This is a genomic window from Streptomyces sp. NBC_00083 (assembly GCF_026343295.1).
Classification (GTDB): Bacteria; Actinomycetota; Actinomycetes; order Streptomycetales; family Streptomycetaceae; genus Streptomyces.
This window is the reverse complement of record NZ_JAPELY010000001.1, coordinates 1,976,040-1,998,412: the sequence shown is the minus strand read 5'-3', so window position 1 is coordinate 1,998,412 and position 22,373 is coordinate 1,976,040. Positions and strand designations below refer to the sequence as shown.

Annotated in this window: 19 protein-coding genes and 1 pseudogene; 8 read left to right on the top strand and 12 right to left on the bottom strand. The window is 72.6% G+C overall.

Annotation, left to right across the window (positions count from 1 at the left end):
- Positions 1 to 5 precede the first annotated feature (5 nt).
- On the bottom strand, positions 6 to 2,855 hold the full coding sequence (locus OOJ98_RS08750; RefSeq protein WP_267054056.1) for a penicillin acylase family protein: 2,850 nt from the start codon (positions 2,853 to 2,855) through the stop codon (positions 6 to 8).
- 551 nt (positions 2,856 to 3,406) lie between these two features.
- On the opposite strand from OOJ98_RS08750, the gene OOJ98_RS08745 reads away from it, so the two are divergent.
- Together OOJ98_RS08745 and OOJ98_RS08740 are read left to right on the top strand one after the other, a co-directional pair.
- Positions 3,407 to 4,018, top strand: coding sequence for a hypothetical protein (locus tag OOJ98_RS08745; RefSeq protein ID WP_267054055.1), 612 nt, complete (start codon positions 3,407 to 3,409; stop codon positions 4,016 to 4,018).
- 47 nt (positions 4,019 to 4,065) lie between these two features.
- Positions 4,066 to 4,830 (top strand): 3-keto-5-aminohexanoate cleavage protein, encoded by a 765-nt coding sequence (locus OOJ98_RS08740; protein WP_267055566.1) that lies wholly within the window; start codon positions 4,066 to 4,068, stop codon positions 4,828 to 4,830.
- Here OOJ98_RS08740 and soxR read toward each other — a convergent pair.
- A complete protein-coding gene (gene soxR / locus OOJ98_RS08735; protein ID WP_267054054.1) occupies positions 4,793 to 5,254 on the bottom strand; it encodes a redox-sensitive transcriptional activator SoxR in 462 nt (153 codons plus the stop codon). The genes OOJ98_RS08740 and soxR overlap by 38 nt on opposite strands.
- A 162-nt stretch (positions 5,255 to 5,416) precedes the next feature.
- Between soxR and OOJ98_RS08730 the strand changes: the two genes are divergently transcribed.
- A complete protein-coding gene (locus OOJ98_RS08730) occupies positions 5,417 to 5,878 on the top strand; it encodes a MaoC family dehydratase (protein ID WP_267054053.1) in 462 nt (153 codons plus the stop codon).
- A gap of 73 nt (positions 5,879 to 5,951) precedes the next feature.
- Here the strand turns inward: OOJ98_RS08730 and OOJ98_RS08725 are convergent, their stop codons facing one another.
- The 3 genes from OOJ98_RS08725 to OOJ98_RS08715 form a co-directional block, all read right to left on the bottom strand.
- Positions 5,952 to 6,581: a TetR/AcrR family transcriptional regulator gene (locus OOJ98_RS08725; protein ID WP_267054052.1), complete on the bottom strand. Its 630-nt coding sequence runs from the start codon at positions 6,579 to 6,581 to the stop codon at positions 5,952 to 5,954.
- Positions 6,582 to 6,658: 77 nt separating this feature from the next.
- Positions 6,659 to 6,946: a YiaA/YiaB family inner membrane protein gene (locus OOJ98_RS08720; RefSeq protein WP_267054051.1), complete on the bottom strand. Its 288-nt coding sequence runs from the start codon at positions 6,944 to 6,946 to the stop codon at positions 6,659 to 6,661.
- A gap of 80 nt (positions 6,947 to 7,026) precedes the next feature.
- Positions 7,027 to 8,178 (bottom strand): acyl-CoA dehydrogenase family protein, encoded by a 1,152-nt coding sequence (locus OOJ98_RS08715; RefSeq protein WP_267054050.1) that lies wholly within the window; start codon positions 8,176 to 8,178, stop codon positions 7,027 to 7,029.
- Positions 8,179 to 8,242: 64 nt separating this feature from the next.
- Here OOJ98_RS08715 and OOJ98_RS08710 point away from each other — a divergent pair, with 64 nt between their 5' ends.
- Both OOJ98_RS08710 and OOJ98_RS08705 read left to right on the top strand, forming a co-directional pair.
- Positions 8,243 to 8,884, top strand: a complete 642-nt coding sequence (locus OOJ98_RS08710; protein WP_267054049.1) for a TetR/AcrR family transcriptional regulator — start codon at positions 8,243 to 8,245, stop codon at positions 8,882 to 8,884.
- 94 nt (positions 8,885 to 8,978) lie between these two features.
- Entirely contained in the window at positions 8,979 to 9,962 is a 984-nt protein-coding gene (locus OOJ98_RS08705) for a DMT family transporter (protein ID WP_267054048.1), read from the top strand.
- A 97-nt stretch (positions 9,963 to 10,059) separates the two neighbouring features.
- Here OOJ98_RS08705 and OOJ98_RS08700 read toward each other — a convergent pair whose 3' ends face one another.
- From OOJ98_RS08700 to OOJ98_RS08680, 5 genes and pseudogenes are all read right to left on the bottom strand, one after another.
- Complete coding sequence (locus OOJ98_RS08700; protein WP_267054047.1) at positions 10,060 to 11,139, bottom strand: Zn-dependent alcohol dehydrogenase; 1,080 nt, start codon at positions 11,137 to 11,139, stop codon at positions 10,060 to 10,062.
- 52 nt (positions 11,140 to 11,191) lie between these two features.
- Complete coding sequence (locus OOJ98_RS08695) at positions 11,192 to 12,586, bottom strand: aldehyde dehydrogenase family protein (RefSeq protein ID WP_267054046.1); 1,395 nt, start codon at positions 12,584 to 12,586, stop codon at positions 11,192 to 11,194.
- A gap of 101 nt (positions 12,587 to 12,687) precedes the next feature.
- A pseudogene (locus OOJ98_RS08690) lies at positions 12,688 to 14,151 on the bottom strand (citrate:proton symporter).
- A 122-nt stretch (positions 14,152 to 14,273) separates the two neighbouring features.
- Positions 14,274 to 16,499 (bottom strand): molybdopterin-dependent oxidoreductase, encoded by a 2,226-nt coding sequence (locus tag OOJ98_RS08685; RefSeq protein WP_267054045.1) that lies wholly within the window; start codon positions 16,497 to 16,499, stop codon positions 14,274 to 14,276.
- 81 nt (positions 16,500 to 16,580) lie between these two features.
- Entirely contained in the window at positions 16,581 to 17,201 is a 621-nt protein-coding gene (locus OOJ98_RS08680) for a TetR/AcrR family transcriptional regulator (RefSeq protein WP_267054044.1), read from the bottom strand.
- 102 nt (positions 17,202 to 17,303) lie between these two features.
- Between OOJ98_RS08680 and hmgA the strand changes: the two genes are divergently transcribed.
- From hmgA to OOJ98_RS08665, 3 genes are read left to right on the top strand one after another with little or no spacing between them, the layout of a single operon-like run.
- Positions 17,304 to 18,629 (top strand): homogentisate 1,2-dioxygenase, encoded by a 1,326-nt coding sequence (gene hmgA, locus OOJ98_RS08675; protein WP_267054043.1) that lies wholly within the window; start codon positions 17,304 to 17,306, stop codon positions 18,627 to 18,629.
- A 23-nt stretch (positions 18,630 to 18,652) separates the two neighbouring features.
- Positions 18,653 to 19,405 (top strand): GntR family transcriptional regulator, encoded by a 753-nt coding sequence (locus OOJ98_RS08670; protein WP_267054042.1) that lies wholly within the window; start codon positions 18,653 to 18,655, stop codon positions 19,403 to 19,405.
- A 14-nt stretch (positions 19,406 to 19,419) separates the two neighbouring features.
- Complete coding sequence (locus OOJ98_RS08665; protein WP_267054041.1) at positions 19,420 to 20,625, top strand: type ISP restriction/modification enzyme; 1,206 nt, start codon at positions 19,420 to 19,422, stop codon at positions 20,623 to 20,625.
- A gap of 24 nt (positions 20,626 to 20,649) precedes the next feature.
- On the opposite strand, the gene OOJ98_RS08660 is transcribed toward OOJ98_RS08665, so the two are convergent.
- Together OOJ98_RS08660 and OOJ98_RS08655 are read right to left on the bottom strand one after the other, a co-directional pair.
- Complete coding sequence (locus tag OOJ98_RS08660; RefSeq protein WP_267054040.1) at positions 20,650 to 21,183, bottom strand: GNAT family N-acetyltransferase; 534 nt, start codon at positions 21,181 to 21,183, stop codon at positions 20,650 to 20,652.
- A 65-nt stretch (positions 21,184 to 21,248) separates the two neighbouring features.
- A complete protein-coding gene (locus OOJ98_RS08655) occupies positions 21,249 to 22,244 on the bottom strand; it encodes a helix-turn-helix transcriptional regulator (protein ID WP_267054039.1) in 996 nt (331 codons plus the stop codon).
- Positions 22,245 to 22,373 lie beyond the last annotated feature (129 nt).

Sequence of the window (22,373 nt, the reverse complement as noted above, 5' to 3'; positions counted from 1 at the left end):
ACCTCCTAGCGGTGGCTGGGGAACTCGACGACCTGCTGATAGGTCGGCCGGTTCTGCCAGTTGATCGTGGACTGCGTGATGCCGCCGAGCGGGCGCTGCGCGATGGAGTCGGCGCACCACTGGTCACCGGCCTTGCAGCCGGCGTCCCCGGGATAGACCTGGGCCGGGGTCTTGGCGGCGGCCTGCTTCAGAGTGCTGAGCAGGCTCTCGCGGCAGGCGTCCACCTGGCCGCTGCCGCAGTAGGCGCGGGCCAGCGGCCCCTGCACCGGCTCCCCGAGCACGGTGCGCAGATCCTTGTCGACATAGCTCCACCAGCCGTACTGGAAGGCGGAACCGGCGTGCGAGCCGGTCGGGCCGTGACCGGCGGACGGAGCCTCGTCGATGCCGAGGTTGGCGGTGAGGGCGGAGTAGAGCGGGTCACCGAGCCCGGGACGGAACTCGGCCTCCACCAGCAGCGGCCACCACGCGTCCATCAGACGCACCGCGTCGGGATGGGTGTAGGTGTGCGAGCCCTGCGCGGTCTCGCGGCGCTGGGTGCCGTCGGCCTGCCACGACTCCAACTGCTGTACGGCGGTGGAGAGTTGCGGGTCGGTGACGGGCGCGCTGCGCACCACCTTGAGCAGCTCGGGCAGGACGTCCTCGCCGCGCAGGTCGGTGACGGCGGCCTGGGCCATCGCCCGGGTGAGCGAGGAGCGGGTGACACCGCCCTGTGCGACCAGCGCCTTGACCCGGTCGTCGAGCAGGTTGACGCGGTGCACGGAGCCGTCGCCGAAGCCGGCCGTGGAGTACTCCTTGGCCTGCTTGTTGTTCCAGGAGACGTAGTAGTCCTGGCCGACGGACTGGGGGTGCTGGGCGGGCGGGGTGTACGCCGCCGTGTTGGCCGCGGGGTCGAAGCCCTGCCATTCGTAGGCCTGCTCGGCCATGACGGGCAGCGAGGCGTCGACCGAGGGGTTGCGCACCGGGTTGAGGCCGCTGTTGTAGTAGGCGGCGGTGCGGGAGTCCGCGTAGAACCAGTTGAAGGTGTAGTCGACGGACTGGGCCGCCTGCTGGAAGGTCTTGGCGTCCTTGACGAACGTGGGGTCGTTCATCATCTGGAACCCGATGATCGAGTCGGCGTCGTGCCGGTAGGTGGAGCGCAGCGAGGTGTAGGCGACGGGTTTGCCGCCGACGGTGGCGCGGTCGGTGACGATGCCGTAGTTGGTGCGCCAGACCTGCATCCGGTAGGAGCCGGCCGCGGTGGTGTCGGCGACCGTCGGCTTCCAGGAGTTGGTCTTCTCCATCTTCTCCATGGGCGTGCACACGCCGCGGTAGAGGTAGTGGGTGGCGTCCTGGCAGAGCTCCACGGCGTAGGTGTCGGTGATGTCCTGGCCCGCCGACGTGGCCGACCAGGCGTAGTCCTGGCCGCGGCCGAGCTGGACGTACATGCCGACGCCGGCGAAGGAGGCGCCCCGGGCGCTGATGCCGGGCCCCTGGATCTCCTGGAGCATCAGCAACTGTGGCGCGAAATAGCCGGTTTGGGGTCCGAACACCGCGACGGGGTTGCCGCTCGCGGTGTGCGAGCCGGAGACCACCAGGGCGTTGGACATGCCGCGCGGCTTGCCGAGGTCGACGCCGGGCAGCGCCCCGCTGTCGTACATGCCCTTGAGCGGCTTCAGTTTCTGCGGCACCTTCACGTCGGCCTTGGCGCCGGTGACCGCCGATCCGGTGCGGTCGTAGACGAGCTGTTCGGGGACGACGGAGCCCGGGTCGGGCATCGCGGCGCCCTTGGCGTCGGCCGGCTTGCCCGCGTACGGGAAGCTGGTGCCGTCGTGGACGGTGAGCGCGGCCTCGGGGTCGTTGCGCTCGCGGAAGGACTCCCAGACCTTGGTGCCGTCGGCCAGGCCGTACTTGGCCTGCGCGGCCTGGAGCGAGAGCGCGGCCTGCACCTCGCCGCCCCCGCCGCCGCCGAAGAGGCCGCCCACCACGGAGGCGAGCGCGATCAGGTCGGTGAGCTTGAAGGGCTGGATCTCCCCCACGTTGGTGATGGCGTCGATCTTGCCGGTGAGGACGTACTCGCCGGGGAAGTAGCGGCCGTCCTTGGACTGCTTGGCGTAGGCGTTGATGCCGTCCACGTACGCCTGTGCGTCGGCCATGGCCTGTTCGCCGCGGGCGCCGTTGGCGGTGCGGATGCGGTCGACCTGCGCCTGGAGATCGGCTTCGGTGTACGGGGCCTGCGGCCAGAACTCCTGCTCAAGGCCCTGGTTGGCGAGGGCGCCGCCCGCGAAGGACGTCAGCTCGCCGCGCCCGATGTGGCGGAAGAGGTCCATGAGCCAGAGCCGGTCCTGCCCGGCCGCGTAGCCCGCGCCGTACTCGGTCCCGTACCGGGTGGTGCCCTTGATGTGCGGGACGCCGGTCGCCTTGTCGCGCGTGATGGCGACGTCGGGGCGGGGCGAAGTGGCCGACTGGGCCTGCCCGTTCGGGACGCCGAAGGAGGCGTCGTTGAAGAAGGTGTTGAGCTTGTCGTCGGTGAGCGAGGACTGGCCCGCCACCAGGGCGTCGTACTTGCCGAGTTCGTCGTCGCTGTGGGCGGGGTGGGTCCCGAACACCTTGTTGGCGAGGATCTCGGCGAGGGTGGCGTTGCCGTTGGCGCCGGGCGGCAGGATGTCGGAGCACTGCCCCTGGCAGTGGTCGCCGTCGGTGGGCTCGGCGGCGCCGGCCGGCACCACGGGGCCGAGCAGGGCGGCGCAGAGGGCGGTGACGGTGGCGGCGCAGGCGGCGGCCCTGCCCCGTCCGGTACTGCCCGTCAGGCGCCGAAGTCCCCTGGCTGCACGGGATGGTTGGCGGTCGGTTCTGAGCCTTGCGGTGCGTCGTCGCATGCGCGCTCCTAGTGGGGGCCGATGCGCGGGAGGCTACTCAGGAGTACGACGCCGCGTAAGGTGAACATGCGTCACCTTCTCCGAATCCCCACACGCCCGCACATGCCCGCCCGATCGTCCTCGCGATCACGACGGAAGCCCTGCGGAGGGTGTGCCCTTTCGGCCTCCGCCGGCGCGCGTACGCATTCCGGGCCGCGGCGCGGTCCCGTGGGGCGGAGGAATACCGGACGCGTCCCTGGTGCCCGAGTTCCCCTGGTTGACACACCGGTTGAAGGGATTCCGGTTGTGCCCGGGGTCTGGTCCCGTACGGCCCGGAGATCTTCCCGTGGCCCGGCTTCCGCCTGGCACTTCGGCCGTTCCAGCAGGTCGGCGGGGCGACCGCTGCATATGGGCCACGTTCTGAGGAGTTCGTGAGAAACCGATTCCAACCCTTGGGACAGGGTAGGCGAAACCCCCGTAATGGACGTCATCGGAAATTCGATGGAGCCGGATCGCCTTCGGGTACGTCCATTCCTCGACGCCGAAGTACGAGCGACGGAGGTGGCAGGGCCATGGCTGGTTTCCGCAGTCTGGCAAGACAGGTGCGAGACCCGCGCAACGATCTCGCACTGCGGCGGTACTCGCTGCGCAAGTGTCTGGAGCGGTTCGCCCCTTACGGGCACCGGGCGACCTGGGACCATCTGTGCGGCAGGCACCGGATCGGGCCCGAGGACCGGGCGCCCGATCCGGCGCGGCTGGTGGCCGCGCTCGACGAGCTGGAGGCGGCACGGGCCGTCTGGCTCGCCTACGAAGTGGAGTTCGCCCAGCGCAGGAAGCGCGAGAAGCACGCCGGGCTGCGCCGGCCGGGCTCCTTCGACGACTGGCACCGGCGCACCTGGGGCGGCTTCGGGGTGGCGTGGTGCGACGACCCCGGGACCCATCCCGACGAACCGCTGGCCGAGGTGCTCGGCCGCATGATCTCGGCGCTGCGGGCCGAGCCCGGCACCCACTGCCCGGTGTGCGACGAGAGCCGTCTGGTGTGGAGCCAGGACCTCGACCACGAGCCCTGGTTCGGACCGGTCTGCTCGGGGTGCGGAATCCTGGTGCCGCAGCCGGTGCTGACCTGCGAGGCCCTGGCGCGGGCCAAGGCGGCGCGGCGCGGAGTACTGGCATCGGTGGCGTGAGGCGCGCTCCAGCGGGCCGGCTCTCCCCCGTGCGGCCCGCCGGAGCGATGGTCCAGGTCTGTCTGAACGGCGCGCGGAACGCGGCGGACGGCCCGGCGGTTCCGCTGTCCCCGGCCGCCCTCGCCGAGTCGGCGGCGGCAGCCGTGGCCGCCGGAGCCGCCGAGATCCATGTCCATCCCAAGACGCCCTGCGGAAGCGATTCGCTCTCTCCTCGCGTGGTGGGCCCGGCCCTTGAGGCGATACGGGCGGCGGTGCGGGCTCCGGTGGGGGTGACCACGGGCGCCTGGGCCGAGCCGGACCCGGCCCGGCGGGTGGAGCGCGTACGGTCCTGGACGGTGCTGCCCGACCACGCCTCGGTCAACTGGCACGAGGACGGTGCGGAGGAGGTGGCGGCGGCGCTGCTCGACCGCGGCGTGGGCGTCGAGGCGGGCATCTGGTCCGGCACGGACGGCGCCCGCCGCTTCCTGGCCTCGCCCCGCGCGCCGAGGGTGCTGCGCGTGCTCGCCGAGGTGACCGGGGCGGCGACGGGAACCGCCGAGGCCGCGGCCCGTGCCCTCCTCGCCGATCTGGGCACCGCACACGGCCGGCCCGTGCTCCTGCACGGCGAGGACGACGGCGCCTGGCCGGTGCTGCGTCTGGCACGACGGCTGGGGCTCGACACCCGGATCGGCCTGGAGGACGTCCTGGTGCTGCCGGACGGCCGACCCGCCCGTTCCAACGCCGAGTTGGTGACGGCGGCGCTGCTCCGGCGGCCCGGCGCCTCGGCGGGGTCCGTCAGGTCCTGCGCTCGGCCAGGAGGCGGGAGCCGGTGAGGCCGGTGCCGAACACGTCGTCCGGGTTGGACAGGACGCAGTTGTCCAGGGAGAGGCAGCCGCAGCCGATGCAGTCCGTGAGGTGATCGCGCAGACGGCCCAACTGCTCTATGCGGCGGTCGAGTTCGGAGCGCCAGGTCTCGGAGAGCCGCGCCCAGTCCTGCCGTGTGGGGGTGCGCTCCTCGGGCAGCTCGGCCAGCGCGTCCCGGATCGTGGCCAGCGGGATCCCCACGCGCTGCGCGGCCCGCACGAAGGCGACGCGGCGCAGGGTGTCCCTGCCGTAGCGGCGCTGGTTGCCCGCGGTGCGGCGGCTGCTGATGAGGCCCTTGGACTCGTAGAAGTGCAGCGCGGAGACGGCTGCCCCGCTGCGCGCGGACAGCTGCCCGACCGTGAGCTCGTGGACCTTCTCTGGAATCTGCGGCACCCCTCGAACCCTACTGGCCGCACCCCCGCCGCCCACCGCCCGCCCGCTGCCCTCCCGCCCCGTACGTCGTTGACAGGACCGGCGGCCCCAACCATGCTGAGCTAGCTGAGCAAGCGCTTGGACATGACCGCGAGAGCGTCGCGAGAGGCAGGGACCAGGGACATGGCAGAGCCGAGGATCTTCACGTCCGCCGAAGAGCTGGAGGCCGGTGTCGGCGAGCAGCTCGGGCACAGCGACTGGCTGGAGATCGACCAGAAGCGGATCGACCTGTTCGCCGACGCCACGGGCGACCACCAGTGGATCCACGTCGCCCCGGAGCGGGCCGCCTCCGGACCGTTCGGGACGACGATCGCGCACGGCTACCTCACGCTCTCCCTGCTGCCGACGCTGGTCCCGCAGGTGCTGCGCGTCGAGGGCATGAAGATGGGCATCAACTACGGCACCAACAAGGTCCGTTTCCCCGCGCCCGTACCGGTCGGCTCACGGCTGCGCGCCACGGCCGAGCTGGCGGAGGTCGTGGCGGCGGGCGGCGGCGTCCAGGTCACCGCGAAGGTCACCGTGGAGCGCGAGGGCGGCGACAAGCCGGTGTGCGTGGCGGAGTCGGTCTCGCGCTACTTCTTCTGAGCGGTCCCGCCGGGCGGTCGTGACCGTCCCGGGCCCGGCCCGCCCCGCTCGCGGCGGGCCGGGCCCGGCCGCATCACCTCTGGACGCCCACCATGCGCAGCACGAGGCCGGCGTAGAGCGCGCCGACCTCGTCGGGCGTGCGGCGGCCCTCGGTGTTGAACCAGCGGGCCACGTCGATGCAGAGCGAGAGCACGGCGAGCGTGGTGCCCGGCACGTCCGGCACGTCGAACTCGCCCGCCGCCACACCCTCGTTGAGGATGCGGCGCACCGCGGCGTCGCTCTGCCTGCGCAGCTCCACGATCTCGGCGCGGTGCTCGGCGCCGAGCGCGTCGAGTTCGTACTGGACCACGCGGGCCGTCATGTGGTGACCCGCGTGCCAGCGGACGAAGGAGCGCACCGCCGCGGCGAGCCGGTCGGCGGCGCCGCCCTCGCCGTCGGCCGCGGACTGGAGGATCTCCAGGGCCTTGTCGTGGCCGATCCGGCTGATCCGGTGGAGCAGCTCTTCCTTGGTCTTGTAGTGGATGTAGAGCGCGGCCGGGCTCATGCCGGCCCGGCCCGCGATGTCCCGGGTCGTGGTGGCGTGGTAGCCGCGCTCGGCGAAGGCCTCGACGGCGGCGACGAGCAGCCTCCTGGCGGCCTCGGGCGTGACCTCGCCCCAGGGCTTCTCCTCGCCGCCGGCCGTCTCGTCAGTCACGTCAGCCATGCCCATCGCTCGCCCCTCTCGTCCGTCCGCGCTTCGTTCAGCAGGACGAACACCATACCCCGAGGGTGAGCAAGCGCTTAGAGCTTCTGGAACGGGTCGTGCTCGGCGAGGAGCTTCTCCAGCCGGGCCTGGTCGACGCGGCTGACGATCTGGCCGGCCTCCTGCCGGTCCCTGACCACCTTGGCCAGGGTGAAGGCGGACGTCACGAGGTAGAGGACCGCCATGGCGAGAAAGGCGCGCACCCAGGCGTCGGCCTGGAGGCGGAGGATGCCGACCGCGGTGGCGCCGAGCGCGATGGCGAAGGCGGCGACGGCCTGACCGTAGTAGGCCCCGGTGTTCTGCTGCTTGACCTGTGTCTCACTCATGGCAGACAGCATCGAGCGGATGTGGCACGTGCCACATCCGCTCTCGTACTCACTCCGTACTCAGACGCCGGGCCGGAGGTTCAGAAGGCCGAGACCCCGGTCTCGGCACGGCCGATGATCAGCTTCTGGATCTGGCTGGTGCCCTCGTACAGGGTCATCACGCGGGCGTCGCGCAGCAGCTTCCCCACCGGGTACTCGTCGATGTAGCCGTAGCCGCCGAAGACCTGGAGGGCGTTGTTGGCGGCGCGCACGGCGGCCTCGGACGCGAACAGCTTCGCCTTGGAGGCGGCGGTCGCGAACTCCTGGCCCCGGTCGACGAGATCGGCGACCCGCCAGGTGAGCAGCCGGGCCGCGTCGACATCGACGGAGATGTCGCTGATCAGTTCCTGTACGAGCTGGTAGTGCGCGATCGGCTTGCCGAACTGCTCGCGCTCACCGGCGTACCGGACGGCCGCGTCCAGGGCGGCCTGGGCGATGCCGACGCAGCCGGCGGCGACCGACATCCGGCCCTTGGCGAGCGCGGACATCGCAAGGGAGAAGCCCTTGCCCTCGGGACCGAGGAGGGCGCTCGCCGGGACCCGTACGCCATCGAGGGCCAGCTCGGCGGTGGCCTGGCCGCGCAGGCCGAGCTTGCCGTGGATGGTGCGGCGGGTGAGGCCCGGCGTGTCGGTGGGGACGAGGAAGGCGGAGACGCCGCGGTGACCCGGGGTGTCATTGGTACGGGCGAAGAGCAGCACCACGTCGGCCCAGGTGCCGTTGGTGATGAACATCTTGGCGCCGTCGATGACGTAGTCGTCGCCGTCGCGGACCGCCCTGGTCGTCAGATTGCCCGCGTCGGAGCCGGTGCCGGGTTCGGTGAGGCCGAAGCAGCCGATGGCCTCACCGGAGGTGAGCCGCGGCAGCCACGCGCGCTTCTGCCCCTCGTCCCCCCAGGACGCGATCGTCTTGGCGACGAGGCCGAGCGAGACCGAGACGATGCCGCGGACCGAGGAGTCGCCCCGGCCGAGCTCCTCGGTGACCAGGCAGTAGGCGAGGTGGTCGCCGCCGGAGCCGCCGTACTCCTCGTCGATGGTGAGGCCGAGGAAGCCGAGCGCGCCGAGCTTCTTCACGACCGCCTTGTCGACGTTCTCGGAGCGGTCCCAGTCGACGACGTGCGGGGTGATCTCGCGGTCGACGAACTCCTTGGCGAGCCGGCGGACGGCTTCCTGTTCCTCGCTCAGCTCCAGGTTCATGTCCCTGCACCCCAAATTTAATTACCACTGCTAGTTTTCGGTTGGCAGGCCTACTATGTGCCGCATGGCCCGACCGCGCAAGCCCCTCCTGAGCACCGACCGCATCGTCGCGGCGGCGAGCGCGCTCGTGGACGCGGAGGGCCTCGCGGCCGTGTCGACCCGCCGGCTCGCCGCCGAGCTGGGGGTCAGCGGGCCCTCGCTCTACAACCACTTCCGCACCAAGGACGAGATCCTGGAGGCGGTCGCCGACGCCACGTCCGCCCAGGTCGACCTCGCGATGTTCGACGAGGGCGACGGCCGCGACTGGCGCTCCGCGCTGCACGACTGGGCCGTCGCCTACCGCGCGGTCCTGACCCGGCACCCCCACATCGTTCCGGTGCTGGCGCAGGGCCCCGGCCGCCGCCCCGCGGGGCTCCGGCTCGCGGACGCCGTGTTCGGCGCGATGGTCGCGGCGGGCTGGCCGCCCGCCCAGGCGACCCGCATCGGCGCGCTGATGCGGTACTTCATCATGGGCTCGGCGCTCGGCTCCTTCGCGCGGGGTTTCGTGGACGACGAGGCGGCGTACGACCCGGCGGCCTACCCGCACCTCGGGCAGGCGCACCTCCTCGCCGAGCGGCAGGAGGAGATCGACGAGGGCGCCTTCGAGACGGGGCTCCGTGCGCTGCTTGACGGGCTCGCGCTGCAGTACGAGGCGCTCGGGGGCTGACGGGCCTCGTGCCGGCCGGGGGCACGGCGCTCCGGGTCCGGGGCCCGGATGAAATTGCGGGAGGCCGGAGGCGTCCTGTGCCTACTGTCCTCGCATGACGAACTCTCCCTCCGAGCACCGTTCCGCTCGGCTCGCCCTCGTCGCCGCGGGTGTCTCCGTGGTGCTGTGGGCCTCTGCCTTCGTGTCCATCCGCAGCGCCGGAGCCGCCTACTCCCCCGGCGCGCTCGCCCTGGGCCGGCTGCTCGCCGGAACCGTCGTGCTCGGCATCCTGCTCCTCATACGCCGCGAGGGGCTGCCGCCGCGGGCCGCCTGGCCGGGCATCGTGGCCTGCGGCGTGCTGTGGTTCGCCTGCTACATGGTGGCCCTCAACTGGGGTGAGCAGCAGGTCGATGCGGGTACCGCCGCGATGATCGTGAACATCGGCCCCATCCTCATGGCGCTGCTCGCCTCGCGCTTCCTCGGCGAGGCGCTGCCGCCGCGGCTGATCGCCGGCATGGCGGTCTCGTTCGTCGGCGCGGTCGCGGTCGGGCTCTCGATGTCGGGCGACGGGCACGCGTCCGTACTCGGCGTGGTGCTGTGCCTGTTCGCCGCGGCGACGTACGCGGCGGGGGTCGTGCTGCAGAAGCCGGCGCTGCGCCACGGCAGCCCGCTCCAAGTCACCTTCTTCAGCTGCCTGGTGGGGGCGGTGGCCTGTCTGCCGTTCAGCGGTCAGCTGGTGTCGGAAGCGGGGCGCGCCCCCGCCTCGGCGACGCTCAACATGGTGTACCTCGGCGTGTTCCCCACCGCGCTCGCCTTCACCACGTGGGCGTATGCGCTGGCCCGTACCCCGGCGAGCCGGATGGGGGCGACCACGTACGTGGTGCCCGCGCTGGTCGTGCTGATGTCGTGGGCGGTGCTCGATGAGGTGCCGGGGGCGCTGACGCTGGTGGGCGGCGCGGTGTGCCTTGCGGGGGTGGGGGTTTCGCGCTCGCGGGCCCGGGTGCGCGGGGCCGCTCCCGTACCGGGGCCCGCCCCGGTGCCCCCGCCGTCGGGCGAGGCGGCGGGCGCCTCCGGCGGGGCGGCGGAGCGGGTCAACTGAGGTTGGGTGACGTGCCGTTGCCCGGCTGCGGGCCGTCCCTGGCTGGGCGCGCAGTTCCCCGCGCCCCTATCGGTGCCGGGCTCCCCGATCCGCGGGGCTAGAAGACCACCAGCGCCCTGCCGCCCTTGCCGGCGAGCATGTTGTCGAAGGCCGCCGGGATGGATTCCAGGGGGATGTGGTCGGAGACCAGGGTGGCGAGGTCCAGGCGGCCCGCCCGGATGTGGGCGGCCAGGGTCGGGATGTCCTTCGCCGGGTCGCTGTTGCCGTAGACGCAGCCCGCCAGGGTGCGGCCCCAGTGGAAGATCTCCAGGGCGTTGAAGGTGACCTGCTGGTCCTTGCCCCCGATGCCGACGACCGTCGTGCGGCCGCCGCGCCGGGTCGACTCCCACGCCGTACGGATGGTCACCGCGCGGCCCACGCATTCGACGGCCACGTCGGTGCCCTGACCGCCGGTGAGCCGGCGGATGTCCTTGGCCGTGGTGTCGGACGCCACGACGAAGTCGGTGGCGCCGGCCTTGCGGGCCAGCTCCTCCTTGTCCGGGGAGACGTCGACCGCGATGATCTGGCCCGCGCCCGCGATCCGCGCGGCCTGGAGCGTGGCCAGGCCCACCCCGCCCGCGCCGAACACCGCGACCGTCTCGCCCTGCCGCACCCGCGCCGAGTGGTGGACCGCGCCGTACCCCGTGAGCACCGCGCAGCCCAGCAGGGCCGCCTCGGTGAGGGGAATGCCGGCGGGGAGCGGGATCACGCAGTTCTCCGCCACGACGGTCTCCTCGGCGAACGCGGCGACGTTCAGGCCCGGGTGGAGCTCCGTCCCGTCGGCGGTGCGCGCGTACACCGAGGCCGCGCCGTTCAGCGCGTTGACGCAGAGCCACACCTCACCGAGCGTGCAGGGGTGACAACTGCCGCAGGACGGGGCCCAGTTGAGGACGACCTCGGCGCCGGGCGCGACGGAGGTGACGCCCTCGCCGACGGCGACGACCGTTCCCGCGCCCTCGTGGCCGAGGACGGCCGGCACCGGGACCCCCATGGTGCCGTTGGTGAGGGAGAGGTCGGAGTGGCAGACCCCGGCGGCGGCCAGGCGGACCCGCACCTGGCCGGGGCCGGGCGCGGGGAGTTCGATGTCGGTGATCTCCAGCGGAGCACCGACGGCGGGCAGTACGGCGGCACGGACCATGGTGGGCTTGACTCCTGGGCGAGCGGTGGAAAAGCGGTGGCAAGCGGACGGCTCAGAACTGCAACGACTTCGTCTGGAGGTACTCGGTCAGGCCGTGCACACCGAGTTCGCGGCCGACCCCCGACTGCTTGTAACCGCCGAACGGGGCAAGGGGGTTGAAGCGGCCGCCGTTGATGTCGACCTGGCCGGTGTCCATGCGGCGGGCGAAGGCGACGGCCTCCGCCTCGTCGCCCGCCCAGACCGCGCCGGCCAGCCCGTACACCGTGCCGTTGGCGATCCGCAGGGCGTCGTCCTCGTCCTCGTACTTGATGAGCGAGACGACGGGGCCGAAGATCTCCTCCTGGGCGATCGTCATCTCGGGCGTGACGTCCGCGAAGACCGTCGGCGCCACGTAGTAGCCCCGCTCCAGCGGCGCGTCCGGGCCGCCGGCGACGATGCGGGCGCCCTCCCCCACCCCGGTGTCGATGTAGCCGCGCACGCGCTCGCGCTGCTTGGCGTTGACGAGCGGGCCGACGCGGTCGCCGACCGTGTACTTGGCCGCGGCGGCGGTGGCCAGCTCGACGGCCTCGTCGTACTGGCCGGCGTGGACCAGCATCCGCGTCCAGGCGCTGCACGTCTGGCCGGAGTTGCTCATGACGTTGGCGACGCCGACGTTGACCGCCTTCGCGAGGTCGGCCGAGGGCAGGATGACGTTGGCGGACTTGCCGCCCAGTTCGAGGGCGACGCGCTTGACCGCGGCGCCGGCGGTCGCGCCGATCCGCTTGCCGACCGCGGTGGAGCCGGTGAAGGAGACGAGGTCGACGCCTTCGTGCTCGGCGAGCGCCTGGCCGGCGACCGGCCCGAGGCCGGTGACGAGGTTGAACACACCGGCGGGCAGGCCTGCTTCGTGCACCGCCTCGGCGAAGAGCTGCGCGGTCAGGGGCGTGTCCTCGGCGGGCTTGAGGACGACCGTGCAGCCCGCCGCCAGCGCGGGTGCCACCTTGTTGACGATCTGGTGCAGCGGATAGTTCCAGGGCGTGATCGCGCCGACGACGCCGACCGGCTCCTGGTAGACCGTGGAGTTGCCCACCTTCTCCTCGAAGGCGTACGTGGCCGCGAGCTCGGCGTAGGTACCGGCGACCGCGATCGGCAGGCCCGCCTGGACGGCCTGGGCGAACGGCAGCGGGGCGCCCAGTTCGGCGGCGATGGTCTCGGCGATCTCGTCCTTGCGGGCGGCCAGCCGGTCGCGGAGCGCCGTCAGCTTCGCCGCGCGCTCGGCCGGCGCGGTCGCGGCCCAGGCGGGCAGGGCGGCGCGTGCGGCGCGTACCGCCGCGTCGATGTCCTCGGCGTTGCCGGCCGGGACCTCGGCGATGACCTGTTCGTCGACCGGGTTCACCACCGCGATGCCGTCCCGGCCCGCCGCGGCTCGCCACGCGCCGTCGATGTACATGCCGTCGTGGGCCTTCATCACAATCCTCCCGAGCGGAACCGGTGTCCTCCGCCGCTCAAACTAGCGCTGTTAGTTTTTGGGCGCCAGGGGCGGCCGGCGGGACCGGACCGTGCAAGCGGTCAGATGATGCCGAACAGGATGCCCGATCCCAGCACCACGAGACAGGTCAGGGCGGCCCACTTCACGGTGAAGCGGGTGTGGTCGCCGAACTCCACCTTGGCCATCCCGACCAGGACGTACACGGCGGGGACCAGGGGGCTCGACATGTGCAGGGCCTGACCGGCCAGCGAGGCGCGGGCGATCTCCAGGGAGGAGACGCCGTGGGCGGCGCCCGCCTCGGCCAGCACCGGCACGACGCCGAAGTAGAAGCCGTCGTTCGACATGAAGTACGTGAGCGGCAGGCTGAGCACACCGGTGACCAGGCCCATGTGCGAGCCCATGCTGTCCGGCACCACACCGACCAGCCAGTCGGCCATGTGCTTGACCATGCCGGTGCCGCCCAGCACACCCGTGAAGACGGCGGCCGCGAAGACCATGCCGGAGACGTTGACGACATTGTCGGCGTGGGCCGCGATGCGGGCCTTCTGGGCCGGGATGTGCGGGAAGTTCACGGTCAGGGCGAGGGCGGCGCCGATGAGGAAGAGCACCGGGATCGGCAGCCACTCCATGATCATGGAGGTGAGCAGGGCGACGGTGGGCAGCGCGTTGAACCAGTACAGCTTGGGCCGCAGGGTCTCGCGTGCGGAGTCGAGCCCCTGGAAGTCGTCGTCGCCCTCGGGCCCGTCCGTTCCGGCGCCGCCGCCCGGGGCGCGTGGGGCCTCGCCGCCGCCCGCCGTGCGCGGGGTCCCGCCGCCGTCCGCCGTGCGCGGGGTCCCGCCGCCGCCCGCCGTGCGCGGGGTCCCGCCGGAGCCCCCGGCGCCCACGAGCACCGTCTCGGTCTCCGGCTCCAGGACCTTGTCGAGCGAGAGGTAGCCGACGCGCCTGCGCTCGCGCAGGCCGAGGACGTACGAGAGGACGAGGACGGCGACCAGGCCGACGGCGAGGGCGGGGATCATCGGCACGAAGATGTCGGAGGCGTCCACCTTGAGCGCGGTCGCCGCGCGGGCGGTCGGGCCGCCCCAGGGCAGGGTGTTCATCACGCCGTTGGCGATCGCGGCGACTCCGGTCATCACGACGAGGCTCATCCCGAGCCGCTTGTAGAGCGGATACATCGCCGAGACGGTGATCATGAAGGTGGTGGAGCCGTCGCCGTCGAGCGAGACGATCGCGGCGAGCAGCGCGGTGCCGACCACCACCCGCATCGGGTCGGCCTTGCAGAAGCGCAGGATGCCTCGCACGATCGGGTCGAAGAGGCCGACGTCGATCATCACGCCGAAGTAGATGATCGCGAACATGAGCATCGCGGCGGTCGGCGCGAGCGAGCCGACGCCCTTGATGACGTAGTCGCCGAGATGGGCTCCCTTGCCGACGAAGACTCAGAAGAGAGCGGGGATCAGAACCAGCGCCGCGATCGGCGACATCTTCTTCAGCATGATCAGGACCAGGAAGGTCGCGATCATGGCGAAGCCGAGGATGGTCAGCATGGAGGACACCTAACGTTCACCCTTGAACTCCCACCAGGGGCTGGCGGTCCGGATGACGCTAGGTGGCCGTTTCCCTCCTTAACAAGACGTTGACACCTGAGCAATACGAGCAAAACTCCAGGTCACGGCAGGGGTGTGAGAGCGACGGGGAATCCGTTGAGCACGGAGGTCCCCGACAGGGGGTCGAGCCGTGAGCCGTCCAGGAGCTGGTTGACGTTGACGCCGGGGCGCCCCGCGGCGACCGCGAGCCGGCTGCCGGCCCGGCTGTGTCCCCAGCCGTGCGGCAGGCTGACGACGCCCTCGCGGACGCTGTCGGTGATCTCCACCGGCGCCACCACCGCGCCCCCGTCCGCCGTGATCCGTACGTCGGCGCCGTCGGCGAGGCCGTGCCGGGCCGCGTCCTCGGGGTGGATCTGCAGGGTGCAGCGGTTGGAGCCGCCGCTCAGGGCGGGGATGTTGTGCAGCCAGCTGTTGTTGGAGCGCAGATGGCGCCGGCCGACCAGGACGAGCGCGTCGGGCCGCTCGTCGAGGGCGGCGCGCAGCCGGGGCAGATCGGCGGCGATGGGGGCGGGGAGGAGTTCGATCCGGCCGCTGCGGGTCCTGAGCACCTGCGCGAGGCGGGGCCGGAGCGGCCCCAGGTCGATGCCGTGGGGGTGGGCGAGGACGCGGTCCAGGGTCAGGCCGTCCGGGTCCGCGCCGAAGCCGTCGCCGTACGGGCCGAGTCTGAGCATGAGGTCGAGGCGCCGCTCGGGGCCGCTGCGGCCGGTGAGCCGAGCGGCGAGGGACGCGGCGTCCCGGCCGTGCACCGGCGCGTGGGGGTCGGCGACGGCCTTGGCCAGGGTGCGCTCGACGATCATCGTGTCGACGGCGTCCGGGTCGGCGCCGTGCATCCCGCCCACCGCGAGCACCAGGCGCGCGTGGATCTCGCACTCGTCCATGCGCCCTTCGGCGAGCGGCACCGCGGGCCGGGTGTAGCGGACCTGGTTGCGGACGGCGAAGCCGTTGAACGCGAAATCGAAGTGGGCGCTCTGCGAGGGCGGCGGCGGGGGCAGGACGACATCGGCGTGCAGCGACGTCTCGTTGAGGTACGGGTCGATGCTGACCATGAAGTCGAGCCCGCCGAGCGCGCGGTCGAGCCGGTCGCCGTCGGGCGCGGAGAGCACCGGGTTGGCGGCGGAGGCGATGAGCACCCGGATCCGCCCCTCGCCCGGGGTCTCGATCTCCTCGGCGAGCGCGGCGAGCGGCAGTTCGGACTTCACCTCGGGGTGGTGGCCGACGCGGCTGTGCCAGCGCCCGAGCGCGAACCCCTTGCCGGGGGCGGCGGGGCCGGGCGCGCGGTCGGTGGCGGAGAGCGGGAAGAGCGCGCCGCCGGGGCGGTCGAGGTTGCCGGTCAGCACGTTCAGTACGTCGACGAGCCAGCTGGCCAGGGTGCCGTGCTCGACGGTGCAGCTGCCGATGCGGCCGTAGACGGCGGCGGTCGGCGCTGCGGCGAGTTCGCGGGCGATGGCCCGGATGGTGTCCGGTGCCACGTCGCACCGGGGGCCGACCGCCTCGGGCGTGAACTCCCGTACGGCGTCCGCCACTTCGTCGAGGCCCTCGGTAAGTGCTTCGAGGTCGCCGGGCGCGGTGAGCTTCTCCGCGCAGAGCACCTGGGCGATCGAGGCGAGCAGCAGCGCGTCGGTGCCGGGCCGGATCGCCACGTGCCGGTCGGCGAGCTTGGCGGTGCGGGTGCGGCGCGGGTCGACGACGGTGAGGGTGCCGCCGCGGCGGCGCAGGGCCCGCAGTCTTCCGGCGAAGTCGGGGGCGGTGCAGAGGCTGCCGTTGGACTCCAGCGGGTTGGCGCCGAGGAGCAGCAGATGGCCGGCGCGGTCGAGGTCGGGTACGGGGATGGCGAACGGGTCGCCGAACAGGAGCCCGCTGGAGACGTGCTTGGGCATCTGGTCGAGGGTGCTCGCGGTGAACAGGTTGCGGGTGCGCACCGCGCCGAGCAGGGCGGGCGGGTAGAGGGCGCCGGCCATGGTGTGGACGTTCGGGTTGCCGAGGACCACGCCGACCGCGTTCGGCCCGTACCGCTCGATCACCGGGCGGACGCGGGCCGCGATCAGGTCGAAGGCCTCGGCCCAGCCGGCCTCGCGCAGCACGCCGTCCCGGCGCACGAGCGGTCCGGTCAGCCGGTCGGGGTCGGCGTCGATCTCCCCGAAGGAGGCTCCCTTGGGGCAGATGAACCCCTGGCTGAACACGTCGTCCGCGTCGCCGCGGGCGCCGGTGACCCTGTCTCCCTCGACGGTGAGGCTCAGCCCGCAGGTGGCTTCGCAGAGCGGACAGATACGCAGGGCGGTGCGGGACATGGTGCGTCCTCCCGGGGCGACGGCGCGCGAGCCCTCGGAGCATACCGACCGGTAGGCATGTGCGGGAGGCCCCGTGCGGGGTCAGTCCAGGGTGCGGGCGAGGTAGGCGTGCAGGAGCTGGCGGGTCTCGGCGACGATGCCCGGGTCGCCCTGCGGGTCCGTGCGGAAGGCCAGACGCAGGGTGGCGTCGGCCGCCTCGACCGCGACCAGGATGGTGCGGCGCAGGTCCGCGTCGAGGGTGCGGCCGAACTGGGCCGGCAGCAGCTCGGCCAGGCGGGCGGCCAGGAGGTGGTTGGCGTCGGCGTCCGGATCGGGGACCGGCACGGGGCCGCCGAAGTCGACCAGGTTGAACCCGGGAACGGTCTGCTTCAGGACGAGGTACTCGTCCAGGACCGCGTCGACGGCGCCCCGCCAGTCGGCCGCTTCGATCGTTTCGAGGCGGGCGTTGATCATTCCGGCGTAGCGGTCGAGGTTGCGGGCGGCGAGCGCCTCGGCCATGGCGCGCTTGTTGCCGAAGAAGCGGTAGACCGAGCCGATGGGCACGCCCGCCCGCTGGGCCACGGCGCGCGTGGAGAGGTCTTCGTAACCGGTTTCGTCGAGGAGCTCGGCGCAGGCGTCGAGTATCCGGGACAGCCGCTCGGCGCTGCGTTGTTGCACGGGCGCGCGGCGAAGGTTGGCGTGGAGGTCAGGAGCAGGAGACACGCGCCCATCATCCCCCGAGCGGCCGGTTTTCCCGTTGACGCGACCGCATCGTAATCCTACGGTTGAGCATAGGATTCCGGCACGGGAGCAGGAGAGCGCACGATGACGACATCGACCGGCGAGCAGGCGGGGAAGATCGCGGAGGGCCTCGGCTACTCTCGTGGTTTCGGCAATGAGCACAGCTCGGAAGCGGTCCCCGGCGCTCTTCCGCACGGCCGCAACGCCCCCCAGCGCGCCCCCCTCGGCCTCTACGCGGAGCAGTTGAGCGGCTCCGCCTTCACCGAGCCGCGTGCCACCAACCACCGCTCCTGGCTCTACCGGATCCGGCCATCCGCGGCGCACCCGCCGTTCACCCGCGCCGACAACGGCCGCATCCGCACCGCGCCCTTCAGCGAGTCCGTGCCCGACCCCAACCGGCTGCGCTGGAACCCGCTGCCCGAGCCCCCGGCCGGCACCGACTGGCTGGCCGGTCTGTGGACGCTCGGCGGCAACGGCGACGTGACGCAGCGCACCGGCATGGCCGTGCACCTCTACCACGCCAACTCCTCCATGGAGTCACGGGTGTTCAGCGACGCGGACGGCGAGCTCCTGATCGTCCCCGAGCGCGGCGGGCTGCTGCTCCGCACCGAGCTGGGCCTGCTCGCGGCCCGCCCCGGCGAGGTCGCGCTGATCCCGCGCGGGGTGCGCTTCCGCGTCGAGCTGCTCGACGCGAGCGCCCGCGGCTACGTCTGCGAGAACTACGGCCGCCCCTTCGAGCTGCCCGAGCTCGGCCCGATCGGCGCCAACGGCCTCGCCAACGCACGGGACTTCCGGGCCCCGCTCGCCGCGTACGAGGACGTCGAGGGCCCCGTCGAGGTGGTCAACAAGTTCTGCGGCAACCTCTGGACCGCGACCTACGACCACTCGCCGCTCGACGTGGTCGCCTGGCACGGCAGCCACACGCCGTACGTCTACGACCTGCACACCTTCAACGTGATCGGCTCCATCAGCTACGACCACCCCGACCCGTCGATCTTCACGGTGCTCACCTCGCCGTCCGACACCCCGGGCCTGGCCGGCGTCGACTTCGTGGTGTTCGCGCCGCGCTGGCTGGTCGGCGAGGACACCTTCCGGCCGCCCTACTTCCACCGCAACGTGATGAGCGAGTACATGGGCCTGATCGAGGGTGCCTACGACGCCAAAGCGGAGGGCTTCGTGCCCGGCGGCGGCTCGCTGCACAACATGATGTCGGCGCACGGCCCCGACCGGGAGACCTTCGACCGGGCGAGCGCCGCCGAGCTGAAGCCGCAGAAGATCGACGACGGCCTCGCCTTCATGTTCGAGACGCGCTGGCCGGTCACCGCCACCGGGCAGGCGGCCGCCGCCGACCACCTCCAGCAGGGCTACGACGACGTGTGGCAGGGTCTTCAGCGCCACTTCCGCTCCTGAGCACCACCTGATACGGAGTCCCTGTGACCTCCTCCTTCGCGCCCGACTCGCTGCTCCTGAACCGGAAGCTCCCGCTCTGGTACCAGGTGTCCCAGTCGCTGCGCGCCTCGATACTGGGGCGCTCCCCCGACGCATCGCTGCGCCTGCCCACCGAGGAGCAGCTGGCGGCGCACTACGGGGTGAGCGTGCTCACGATGCGCCAGGCGCTCAAGGAGCTGGAGGAGGAGGGCCTGATCAGCAGGCACCGGCGGCGGGGCACGTTCATCGAGCCGGCCGCCCGCCGGGCCTCCCCGGTCCGGCTGCTCGGCTCGATCGACGCGATCGTGGCCCAGCAGTCGGGCGAGCGCACCACGATCCTCGGCCACGGCACGGAACCGGTGCCGGGCGACCTCGCGGAGCACTTCCCCGGGTGCGCGGAGGTCGTCACCTACCGTCGGCTGCGCTGCGACGAGGAGAGCGGCGAACCGACCAACTGGGCCTGGAACGCGGTCCGCCCGGAGGTGGCCGCCGCGATCGACCTCGCCGACCTCACGCGCTGGCCGATGACCAAGGTGCTGCGGGACGCGGTCGGGGTGGACATCGCGCGCATCACGGACACCGTGGAGGCCCGCCTCGCCGACCCGGTCACCGCCGAGCTGCTCCAAGTCCCGCTGCTCTCACCGATCCTGCACTACACGGGGGTCACCTACGACGGGAAGGGCCGGGTCGTCGATGTCGCCCGGATCCACTACCGCGGCGACCGCTTCTCGTTCTCGATGACGGTCGAGGCCCGCTGACGGTTCTCACTAGCATGCTGGGCGTGAGCGATGACCTGCCTCTCCTCGACGACCTGATGCCCTGGTCGGTGGCCCCGCTCCGGCTGGGCCGCGACTGGGTGGTGGCGCCGGACGAGCGGACCCTGCGCGCCCGCTGGGACCGGCTCGTACGATCCGAAGGGGCCGAGCGGGAGCGGCTGTTCGAGCCGTCCCGCTCCCGGGTGCTCTCCTCCTCGGTCGCGGCGCTGCCCGGCCGCGCGGGCGCCACCGGGCCGCTCGCGCGCGAGCACGGCGCCTGCCCCGACCCGGTGCGCGTCCGGTGCGGTCCCTTCGACGAGCAGTGGCTGATACCGGACCAGCGCCTCATCGACGCCGCGCGGCCGGAGCTGTGGCGGGTGGCGGACGAGCGGCAGCTCTTCGTGGTGGAGCAGGCGTACGTGCCGGCCGGGGCGAAGGACGCGCCGTCCGTCTCGGCGGTGCTGCCCGACGGCCGCTCCCCCGCCGGGCGCCCCGGCCGCATCCGCCCGCTGTACCGCCGCCCCGGCGGTCTCGAACCGAACCTCGCGCCCGGTCTGGCCGCCTTCCTCTCCACGGCGTACGGGAGCGATGTCACCGCGCCCGATGTGCTCGCCTGGACGGTGGCGGCTGCCCGGCCCGGCCCCCAGGGGTGCGCGGTGCCGTTGCCGCGCGACCCCGGCCTCTGGTCCACCGGGGTCGCGCTGGGCCGGCGGATGACCGCACTCATGACGCGCGGGGCGCGCGGGGGCGACAGGCCGCGGCTGCCCGGAGGGCGCCGGCCGTATGTACGGGCCGCGCTGCCGGCCCGGCCGCGGGAGCTGCGGTACGACGCGGCGGAGGAGGTCCTGCACGTGGGCGAGGAGGGCCGGATCTCGCCGGTCCCGGCCACGGCCTGGGAGTTCCGGGCCGGCGGGGTGCGGGTCCTCGCATGGTGGTTCCAGCGGCGCACCGAGCCCGCCCGAGCGGGCACGCTCGCCGCGGTCGGCCCGGCGGGGTGGCCCCAGGAGTGGACGTCGGACCTGCTCGAACTGATCACCGTGCTCGCCCTGCTCGGCGAACTCGACGCACAGCGCGCGGAGTTGGCCGACGCCGTCACCGCGCCGACGACGCGCGGCGAGCTCCGGGCCGCCGGTGTCCTGCCCGTGCCGGACGGCGCGCGGCGCCCGGCGTCCGTACTGGATCACCACGAGGAGGGGCCCGGGGGTCAGTTCGCCCTCATCTGACCCGGCGCGCGGCCCCCCGCCCGGTCAGGCCGCGTACTCGCTCAGGTCGATGGAGTGGATGTTCAGGGCGTGCCCGAACGCCGGGTGGACCGTCTCGCGCTCCTGCTTCATGCCGAGCTTGCGCATCACGTTCTCGGAAGCGTCGTTGCCCACCCGGGAGATGCTGATGACGCGTCCGAGGCCACGGTCCTGGAGCGCGAACTCCAGCGCGGCGTGGGCCGCCTCGGAGGCGTAGCCCTGGCCCCAGAACGGGCGGCCGAGCCGCCAGCCGATCTCCACCTCGTGCTCGGCCTCGGGCAGGAAGTGCGGCACGGAGAGACCGGTGAAGCCGATCATCTCGCCGGAGCCGAGGAGCTCGACGGCGAAGAGCCCGAAGCCTTCGTCGTCCCACTCCTCCTCCCACCGCTCGATGTTCTCGGCGGTCTGCTCCAGGTCACGGACCGAACCGTCGCCGATCCAGCGCATGACCTCCGGGTCGGCGTTGATCTCCGCCATGGGGACGAGGTCGTCGTCGGTCCAGCGGCGCAGCAGGAGGCGGGGGGTGCGGATCTCGGTCATGGGGCCATCCTGCACGGCCCGGGGCCCGAGCCGGAAATCCGTTCCCCCCCACCGGCCCGCCGAGGTCACGCCAGAAGGTCGAGCTCCGCGATCCGCAGCGCGGCCTGGAAGCGGGTCTGGACACCGAGGCGCTCCAGGAGGCCCGAGATGAGACGGCTGAGGGTGCGCGAGGAGACGCCCAGATGGCGGGCGATCACCTCGTCCTTGACGCCGTCGGCCAGCAGGCGCACCACGATCAGCTCCTGGCTGTCGAGGGCCGGCCGGCTGGCCCGGCCCTCCTGGGGCCGGCGCGGGAGCGTGGCGTTGTGCCAGCAGTGGTCGTAGAAGGCGTGCAGCGTGGCCATCAGGGCGCGGCCGTGGACGGCGAGCGCGCCCTCGCTGCTGTCGGCGGGGTTGATCGGGAGGACCGCGAGGTCGTCGTCGAAGAGGATCATGCGGATGGGCAGGAACTCCGCGGTGCGGGCCTCCCGGCCCCGGCGGGCCGCGTCCATCAAGTAGGCGGCCACGTACGGGACTTCGGCGGCGCGGCGCTGGTAGAGGACCTCGACCTCGATGTTGCGGCCCGCCATCTCCTTGTCGCGGAGCAGCATCTCGTCGATGACGTCCTCGGGCGGCGGCCCGCCCGGGTGCATCGACCTCATGCGGCTGCGCACCATGCTGCCCGCGTCCTCCAGGAAGGAATTGACCAGGGCGGGCGTGGCCAGGGTCTCCACCTCGACCGGGGCGCGCCGTTCGTTGCGCAGGTCCGCGAAGTGCACGGTGAGGGCGGCTATGTCGGATCTGATCCGCGCCATCCGTTCGGCGTGGGCGGCGGCCTGTCGTTCCTCGGAGGTGAACAGGCGGGTGAGGGCGGCTTCCGGCTCGACGGTCGCGAATCCGCACCGGGCGGTGGGCGCGGGGCTGAGGAGGCCGGTGGCGAGCAGCCGGTCGCAGGCCTCTTCCACCTCGGCGGGCGAGCAGTCCGCACCGGAGGAGACCTCTTCCGTGCCCCAGCCGGGATTGCGGTGGATCAGCCCGTACACCGTGCGGTCCAGCCGGCTTCGGTCAACGTTGGCGCGCATGCGGATCCCCCTCGTCCCGGCCTTGTGGGGGTCGCCCTCCAGCGGGATGTCCGCAATCCTACGCAGGGGCCATTCGGCTGCGCGAGCGAGAATTTCGTGAAGACCGTACGGCCCGGCGCGCGGCCGGGC

Coding starts and splice junctions, on each gene's coding strand:
- OOJ98_RS08750 (WP_267054056.1), bottom strand. CDS start 2,855: ATGCGACGACGCACCGCAAGGCTCAGAACCGACCGCCAACCATCCCGT.
- OOJ98_RS08745 (WP_267054055.1), top strand. CDS start 3,407: ATGGCTGGTTTCCGCAGTCTGGCAAGACAGGTGCGAGACCCGCGCAAC.
- OOJ98_RS08740 (WP_267055566.1), top strand. CDS start 4,066: ATGGTCCAGGTCTGTCTGAACGGCGCGCGGAACGCGGCGGACGGCCCG.
- OOJ98_RS08730 (WP_267054053.1), top strand. CDS start 5,417: ATGGCAGAGCCGAGGATCTTCACGTCCGCCGAAGAGCTGGAGGCCGGT.
- OOJ98_RS08725 (WP_267054052.1), bottom strand. CDS start 6,581: ATGGCTGACGTGACTGACGAGACGGCCGGCGGCGAGGAGAAGCCCTGG.
- OOJ98_RS08720 (WP_267054051.1), bottom strand. CDS start 6,946: ATGAGTGAGACACAGGTCAAGCAGCAGAACACCGGGGCCTACTACGGT.
- OOJ98_RS08715 (WP_267054050.1), bottom strand. CDS start 8,178: ATGAACCTGGAGCTGAGCGAGGAACAGGAAGCCGTCCGCCGGCTCGCC.
- OOJ98_RS08710 (WP_267054049.1), top strand. CDS start 8,243: ATGGCCCGACCGCGCAAGCCCCTCCTGAGCACCGACCGCATCGTCGCG.
- OOJ98_RS08705 (WP_267054048.1), top strand. CDS start 8,979: ATGACGAACTCTCCCTCCGAGCACCGTTCCGCTCGGCTCGCCCTCGTC.
- OOJ98_RS08700 (WP_267054047.1), bottom strand. CDS start 11,139: ATGGTCCGTGCCGCCGTACTGCCCGCCGTCGGTGCTCCGCTGGAGATC.
- OOJ98_RS08695 (WP_267054046.1), bottom strand. CDS start 12,586: ATGAAGGCCCACGACGGCATGTACATCGACGGCGCGTGGCGAGCCGCG.
- OOJ98_RS08685 (WP_267054045.1), bottom strand. CDS start 16,499: ATGTCCCGCACCGCCCTGCGTATCTGTCCGCTCTGCGAAGCCACCTGC.
- hmgA (WP_267054043.1), top strand. CDS start 17,304: ATGACGACATCGACCGGCGAGCAGGCGGGGAAGATCGCGGAGGGCCTC.
- OOJ98_RS08665 (WP_267054041.1), top strand. CDS start 19,420: ATGCTGGGCGTGAGCGATGACCTGCCTCTCCTCGACGACCTGATGCCC.
- OOJ98_RS08660 (WP_267054040.1), bottom strand. CDS start 21,183: ATGACCGAGATCCGCACCCCCCGCCTCCTGCTGCGCCGCTGGACCGAC.
- OOJ98_RS08655 (WP_267054039.1), bottom strand. CDS start 22,244: ATGCGCGCCAACGTTGACCGAAGCCGGCTGGACCGCACGGTGTACGGG.